We start from the raw sequence: 6899 nt of genomic DNA, 5'->3' as shown, positions 1-6899 counted from the left end.
GTAAGCGGCAAAGAGATCCCATCTGGCGGAGTGGTGAGCGATCGGCTATCGGCTGCGGAGTCTGTGAGCCGATGTGAGCTTCTATGTCTGCACCTAGTTCTGAAACTAGAACCTTCCATATGATCGAAGCGGTCGCCGAGCGACTTGAGGGGGCCCCGCGACAACTTCGCCGACGCTGGTCGGATGAGTTCAAGGCACAAGTCGTGGCAGAGGCGCTGGAGCCCGGCGCGAGTGTGTCGGGGATCGCCCATCGCATCGGCATTCACCCGTCGCAGCTCTTCGCCTGGCGTCGCGATGCTCGGGCCGAACGAACTTACCCCTCGCGGCCTTCGAGTCGCGAAGCCGCGGTGGCGTGCATGTCAGTGATCGAGATTTACATTGGCGAGGTGGTCGTGCGCGCCGGCGGGGATATCGACGAGGCCCACTTACAGCGGGTGATCCGGGCGGTCCGATCGGCATGATTCCCTCTGGTGTGAAGGTGTTCCTCGCCAGCCATCCGGTCGACTTCCGCAAGGGCATCGATGGCCTTGTTGCGCTTGTGCGCGATGCCGGCTCAGATCCGTTCGACGGGGCGCTTTATGTGTTCCGGGCCAAAAGAGCCGACAGAATCAAGATCGTATGGTGGGATGGCTCCGGCGTGTGCCTCTATTTGAAACGGCTTGAAAAGGCGAAGTTCTGCTGGCCGCGGATCGGGCATCATCGGGTGCAGCTCACCTCCGCGCAGTTGATGGCACTGGTGGATGGGATGGATTGGAAGCGGGTCCGGGCTGTGCCGGTCAGGCCGCCGGAGATTGTTGGGTAAAAGCGCTGCGGCGAAGTGAATCAACCGCCTGAAAGGACGAGAGAACCGGAGCAAAATGTGCTCTGGTCGCGTCAATGACGCCGCCCGATCTTGACCTCCCAAATGACGTAGAGATGCTGAAGGCCATGGTGCTTGCCATGGCCGAGAAGGCGGCCCGTGTCGATGCTCTGGAGAGCGAGGTCGACGATCTCAAGGCCCGCAACGCCGATGCCGACGCGCGCATCGCGCGGCTGACGCAGATCCTGAAGGCCTTTGACCGCGCCCGGTTCGGCCGACGATCGGAGAAGCTCGGCTCTGCGAGCATCGATGACGAACAGCAGGCCTTTGCCTTCGAGGAGATCGAGACCGGCATTGCTGCGATCAGGGCACAGGTCAACAGGGGCCGCGAGCGTGCGGATGGCAAACGCGCACCTCGTCGGCGCAAGGGCTTTGCGTCCCATCTGGAACGGATCGAGATTGTCATTGAGCCGGAAGCGTTGGCTGAGCATGCCGGCAAGCAGAAGGTGCTGATCGGCGAGGACGTGTCAGAGCGTCTGGATGTAGAGCCCGCCAAGTTCCGCGTCATCGTCACGCGCCGTCCCAAGTATGCCTTCAAGAACGAGGACGGCGTGATCCAGGCGCCGGCCCCAGCCCACATCATCGAGGGTGGCATTCCGACCGAAGCCCTTCTGGCCCAGATCGCCGTCTCCAAGTACGCCGATGGCCAGCCGCTCTACCGGCAGGAAGCCATCTACGCGCGCGACCAAGTCGAACTTGACCGCCAGCTGATGGCGCAATGGATGGGCAAGCTCGGCTTCGAGCTTGAGATCGTGGCCGACTACATCTTCAGCGAGGTCAAGAAGGCGGATCGGATCTTTGCCGACGAAACCACCTTGCCGACCCTCGCTCCCGGCTCCGGATCGACGAAGACGGCCTACTTATGGGCCTATGCCCGAGATGACCGAACCTTTGGCCGCAGCGTTCCGCCGATGGTGGCGTATCGCTTCGAAGATAGCCGCGCCGGCGAATGCGCGGCCCGGCATCTCAATGGTTATCGCGGCATCCTGCAGGTTGATGGATACGCCGCCTATAACAAGTTGGCGCGACCCGATCGCGGCAATGATGGCATCACGTTGGCCGGCTGCTGGTCACACAGCAGGCGCAAGTTCTACGAGCTGCATGTTGCAGGAAGCTCGAAAGTGGCAACGACGACGGTCGAACGGATGGCAAAGCTCTGGCAAGTCGAGAAGACCGTGCGTGGCCAAAGCCCCGACGCACGCGTTGCCGCGCGCCAACAAGCCTCCGCAGCGGTCGTCGCAGATCTCTTCGATCTCTGGCAGCAAACCTTGCGGCGGATCTCCGGCAAATCAAAACTGGCCGAGGCAATCCGCTACGCCGTCTCGCGCCGCCCCCTCTTCGAACGCTTCCTCACCGACGGCCGCATTGAGCTCGACTCCAACATCGTCGAGCGCGCCATCAGACCACAGACAATTACAAGAAAGAATAGCCTCTTCGCGGGCAGCGACGGCGGCGGACGAACCTGGGCGACCATCGCAACACTGCTGCAGACGGCGAAAATGAACAACGTCGATCCGTTCGCCTGGCTCAGCCTAACGCTGCAGCGTATCGCCAACGGCTGGCCGAGCAGCGAAATCGACGCGCTTATGCCATGGAACCACGCCGCCTGACGGCCGCAGCTTGCCGCTTACGTGACAGCTGAGGCCAAGTGATCAAACTCGAAAAATGGTTCGACACCACGACGATAGAGGGGCTTCCCTCCTGCTCAAGGACGTCGGCGGTGCGCCCGGCTATGCCGAATACCTCGACGCCAGCGGCGACCCTACTCATCTGGAATATGAAAATATGCGCCCCTCCGGGGCCCGCACAGTTCGATCACAACCTCGTCGCCCCGAGGATACTCGAGGCCGGCGCCAGCGCATTGTTCAAAATTTGGAAGCCGCGACGTCGCGGCACGCGGCTCAAATAGATGTCAAGCGTCAATCATCAAAAGGGCCGCAGAGCTACGCTTACAGTCCGCTTACCGGTCTGGTAAGCTAAGTCGGCAATGAAGAGGCGAGGAACTTCAGCTCGTTCACTTCAGCCGGAGTGAGTATCTGGCTGACGGACCGCAGCGTTTGTCTTGCCGCTTTGGGAGCAACCCAGGTAAGCGCGCGCACGCTCGACGGCTTGCGAGGGATAGCTGCCAACCGGGCGCATGCTTGAGCTCCACCATCTGCTTGGCGATGTAAAGCTTACGAGAAGGACCGGACGTTAGATATAATCTAGCATCCCAACGGAGCAATCGCGGTTGCTGCCACAGAGCAGATAACAGCAGACCTCCTCAACGTTCCCGAGGTCCTCACTTAACGAGTAACGCACATTTGCTCTGTATGAAGTCCAACATCAGCGGAACAGGCAGCCGCAATAGTGTGGCCGGCAAGCCAGAGGAATGAAGTTCAGAACTGTCGAAGAGCTCAAGCTAAATGATCTCGAAGTATCTCCGACGTTCAAAGTCGGTGACCCGATGTTGAACGGCTTCCCACTCCCAACGGCGCGAGCAAGAAAACGCTTCAACAAACCTTTCTCCGAAGACATCACTTGCCGCCGCAGACTCTGCGAACCGAGAAGTTGCCTCTGATAGGCTTTGAGGCAGTCTCGCGGACGCCCGACACATTTCCGCGCTTGCATCACCGACGATCGAAGCCGGCAGTGCCGGACCTGTCTCGACACCCAATAATCCCGAACCAATCGCACTTGCGAGCGCGAGATATGGGTTTAGGTCTGCGCCAGGCAGCCTATACTCCAGGCGATGGGCAGATGGCTCTCCCGGAATGGCGCGAATTGCGCAGGAGCGGTTGTCAACTCCCCAGCTTGGACAGATTGGTGCCCAGCACCCAGGTACCAATCTCTTGTAGCTGTTGAAGTTCGGCGCAGCGAGCACACAGAACTCATTCATGAATTCTAGTTGTCCGGCGATGAATTGCCCCATAAGCTTCGAGACGTTGCCGAACGCATCACTGTCGTAAAACGCATTCTGACTATCCGAGGACATCGAGATGTGAATATGCCCGGACTGGCCGGGCCATTCCTCGGAAACCTTGGCCATAAATGTAGCCATCATGCCTCGCGTTTGCGCCCAGGCCTTTATCATCGACTTGAATATGGTTGCTCGATCGGCAGCTTCCAGCGCATCACAATGACGAAGTGACGCTTCGACCACGCCAGGTCCCGTTTCAAAGTGCAGTCCGTTGAGAGGTATTCTAGCCTTCTCACAAAGCGCCAAGATCTCATCAAACAGCCCATGTTGCGCGACAGAGCGCGCAATCGAGTAGCCGAACGGGCCGCGAGTTAAAGGAGCCCACTCGCCAAACGGCTTTTCTTCAATCGTGTCTGCGTTCTCCTTAAACAGCATGAATTCAAATTCGAACCCGGCAGTGCAGTCGTATCCGTGTTCAGCAGCCCTTCGCAGGACCCTACGCAGAATACCGCGCGGGCAGATGTTCTCATGTGAGCCGGTGAACTCCGCGAGGTAGAGATGTTGATCGCCGAGAAGAGACACCGAACGGCCGGTGCCTGACAGAATACGAAGGTCAGCATCTCCGAACGCTGATAGCGGCTTTTGCGTGAAACTGGCCGGAATGACCCGATCCGAACAATCCCACGCCAGCACCGCTTCAGAGAACTTGATAACTTTATCTCCATCTGAGAGATCTTCACCTAAGACGTGTTTGCCTCGCAGAACGCCATCGAAGTCGCTTACGCCGACCATCGCCGCGCGGGCTGGATTCGCTTTGGTCAACCTGGGATCAGTTGGCATTAATCGCCATCCTGCGTCACTAAATCGAACACCTGGTCCATCCGCATTGCTCGCAACTTGCGATAATCATCCTCAAGCTGAGTCAAGTCGCTATTCACGAGATAAACGATGCCGGGTGTCGACGCCAAGTCGATCGTGGGGACCAGCTCTTGACCAATCGGAACGAAGGCAATGGCATCCGCGAAGCTCGGGAGCTTTCGGATCGCTTCGAGTCCCGGGTAACCGGTAACGATACCGCCCATATCCGAGATCAGCGAGACGCACAGTGCGTGAGCCTGCCGCTTGTACAGCCCGCGCAGCCTCATATATTCACCAAAGCCCTTGGGATCTGCGTAGCGCCAGGCCGTTAGGGTCATATGGTTGTGCCCCAAGGCCATCGTTCGTGCTTTTGCCGACATGGTCCCTTGAAGCCTCGCGCCGAAGTCGACCAGAACCGGTCCCCGATGATCAACGATGATCTCAGCATGGCCCGGTCCGTCGACGATCTGTAGTGCCTGCAACGCACGCACCAAGTAGTCGGACAGGTCCTGAACGATTGGTTCGCTGCCGTCCAACAATCTCTCAAGTGAGCAGACTGATGATGCCCCCTCAACAGGAACTGTGTCATAGGTCCAGGCCTCCGTAACGAAAGCTTCCCCGCCGATTGAGACGGCATTTACGGTGTATTGCTGGCCATTTATTTTTTCTTGCCCAAGGGCAAAACGATTCAACGCTCCGACACGGTTCGTCTTCCCGACAATTGTGCTTAGAGCTCGCTGAATATCATCTTCTGTCGAGCAAAAGAATACATCTTCGGTGCCCGTACTGTTTAGAGGCTTGATCACGATCTGATCGAACTTCGCTTCACGCTTCCAGCTCGCGATCTCTACATGACTGTCGGACACAACCTGTCTGATCGATCGCACGCCTGCAGAGGCGAGCGCGCAAGACAATCGCGCTTTGTCACGCCGAGCAGCGGATAGCGCGGTCCCATTTGATGGTAAGCCGAGCCGCTCCGACAATGAATCGGCGAGCTCAACTCCGGTCTCGCAGCCCGCGATTACGAACTCAAATTCCCTGCCGTGGAGAGCCTGAACATGATATTCAACGGTTTCGTCATAGCCCATGCGCTCGCTGGGGCGAATGACTTCATCATACAGATCCGCATTGAAATGCGATTGGAATATGGGCGGAATCTGTGCAGCCGACATCACATGCACGGTTCCAATTCCATAGCGCTTGAATTCTTCCGGTAGGCAGCGGCCGGTAGAGTATGCGTCTACGATGACGCAATTCCGTTGTTTCATGCGGATCTCCGATACTGCAAGTAGATGTTGCCGACAGCGACAGCCGTAATGAGAACATTTGCAATGAACGTATGTGACGAAGGTACGATGCGAGAATCGAAATACTGGAACAGGAAGGTGACGACAGGGGCGGTGGACAGGACCATGTTGACGGTGAAGGGCTCTACGCGGCGAATGCCCTGTTGGATCAAAAGCAAAGGAACAATGATCGTTGACAGCCCGAGTGTTGCGATCGCAAACCAATGCTGCGAGATCTCAGGCACGATAGATGAAAGGTCGACCAGTCCCAGCAGCAAGAGGATCGTTCCATAAAAGCGATGCGCCAGGACTTGTCGGCCAGAAAACCCACGGTCGAACAGCAGTTTGACCAGTATATTTGTAAGGGCCAGCGATAGGCCGGCCACTATGGCCAAGGCGATGCCAAAGGACGATCGAGCCCCCCACTCCATGCCCGAGTTGCCGCTGGCGGAGATCCAAATCATGTAACTCCCGATCGTTGCGATCGTAACGCTCACGACAATATCGGATGCTGGAGGGGCACCCTGGCGCCTGATTAGCGCGTTTAACCACACTGTTGCGGTGGGCCCCAGAGCCACCATGAAGGCGACGACGATCGCAGGTTCAGCGTATTTCAGTCCGATAAACAGGCCGATCCAGCTGATCGCTGTTACGGCGTTAAGTGCGACGAAGACCAGCAACGACCAGTTCGCCACCGTTGCCTTGCCTCCCTCGTGGACAGACAGCAGATTGAACACGAGACAAACCACAGCGAAGGACAGCAGGAGCGCGACGAACACATCCGCTTGCTGAAAATATGACGCCGCATAAACCTCGCCTGCCGCGCTCACGACGACATAAAGCGCCGCAAAGAACACTCCTAGAGCGAATGGACTCGTCAATCGCCCCCTCTTCCTGTGCCCGCGTGGGTGCGCGCGGCCCTCGCAGGACCCGGCGCGTGCATCGGCTCCAAGGGACCATCCTTTTGACCCGCACGGACCACGTTTGGTTTGAAAGG

At 58.0% G+C, this 6899-nt stretch carries 6 protein-coding genes; 3 read left to right on the top strand and 3 right to left on the bottom strand.

Features of this window, described 5'->3' with window-relative positions; all coding sequences use genetic code 11:
• Positions 1–119: 119 nt before the first annotated feature.
• The 3 genes from BM190_RS36680 to tnpC all read left to right on the top strand — a co-directional run bounded on the left by BM190_RS36680 (position 120) and on the right by tnpC (position 2469).
• A complete protein-coding gene (locus BM190_RS36680) occupies positions 120–461 on the top strand; it encodes a transposase (RefSeq protein WP_244550873.1) in 342 nt (113 codons plus the stop codon).
• An 11-nt stretch (positions 462–472) separates the two neighbouring features.
• Complete coding sequence (gene tnpB / locus BM190_RS36675; protein WP_244550872.1) at positions 473–802, top strand: IS66 family insertion sequence element accessory protein TnpB; 330 nt, start codon at positions 473–475, stop codon at positions 800–802.
• Positions 803–876: 74 nt separating this feature from the next.
• Positions 877–2469 carry an IS66 family transposase gene (gene tnpC, locus BM190_RS36670; RefSeq protein ID WP_092262360.1) on the top strand — a complete coding sequence of 531 codons (1593 nt, stop codon included), beginning with the start codon at positions 877–879 and terminating at the stop codon, positions 2467–2469.
• A 791-nt stretch (positions 2470–3260) separates the two neighbouring features.
• Here the strand turns inward: tnpC and BM190_RS36660 are convergent.
• Genes BM190_RS36660 through BM190_RS36650 form a run of 3 tightly spaced genes read right to left on the bottom strand, consistent with a single transcriptional unit; the run spans position 3261 to position 6783 of the window.
• A complete protein-coding gene (locus tag BM190_RS36660; protein ID WP_092262359.1) occupies positions 3261–4598 on the bottom strand; it encodes a glutamine synthetase family protein in 1338 nt (445 codons plus the stop codon).
• Positions 4598–5884 (bottom strand): ATP-grasp domain-containing protein, encoded by a 1287-nt coding sequence (locus BM190_RS36655; RefSeq protein WP_092262358.1) that lies wholly within the window; start codon positions 5882–5884, stop codon positions 4598–4600. The genes BM190_RS36660 and BM190_RS36655 overlap by 1 nt, the downstream gene beginning before the upstream one ends.
• Entirely contained in the window at positions 5881–6783 is a 903-nt protein-coding gene (locus BM190_RS36650) for an EamA family transporter (protein ID WP_177237502.1), read from the bottom strand. The genes BM190_RS36655 and BM190_RS36650 overlap by 4 nt, the downstream gene beginning before the upstream one ends.
• Positions 6784–6899: the final 116 nt, after the last annotated feature.

The sequence above is a fragment of the Bradyrhizobium sp. Rc3b genome (genome assembly GCF_900114915.1).
Classification (GTDB): domain Bacteria; phylum Pseudomonadota; class Alphaproteobacteria; order Rhizobiales; family Xanthobacteraceae; genus Bradyrhizobium.
Note: the sequence above shows the minus strand (reverse complement) of the source record. Positions and strands in the feature narration are given on the sequence as shown.

Coding starts and splice junctions, on each gene's coding strand:
- BM190_RS36680 (WP_244550873.1), top strand. CDS start 120: ATGATCGAAGCGGTCGCCGAGCGACTTGAGGGGGCCCCGCGACAACTT.
- BM190_RS36660 (WP_092262359.1), bottom strand. CDS start 4,598: ATGCCAACTGATCCCAGGTTGACCAAAGCGAATCCAGCCCGCGCGGCG.
- tnpC (WP_092262360.1), top strand. CDS start 877: ATGACGCCGCCCGATCTTGACCTCCCAAATGACGTAGAGATGCTGAAG.
- BM190_RS36655 (WP_092262358.1), bottom strand. CDS start 5,884: ATGAAACAACGGAATTGCGTCATCGTAGACGCATACTCTACCGGCCGC.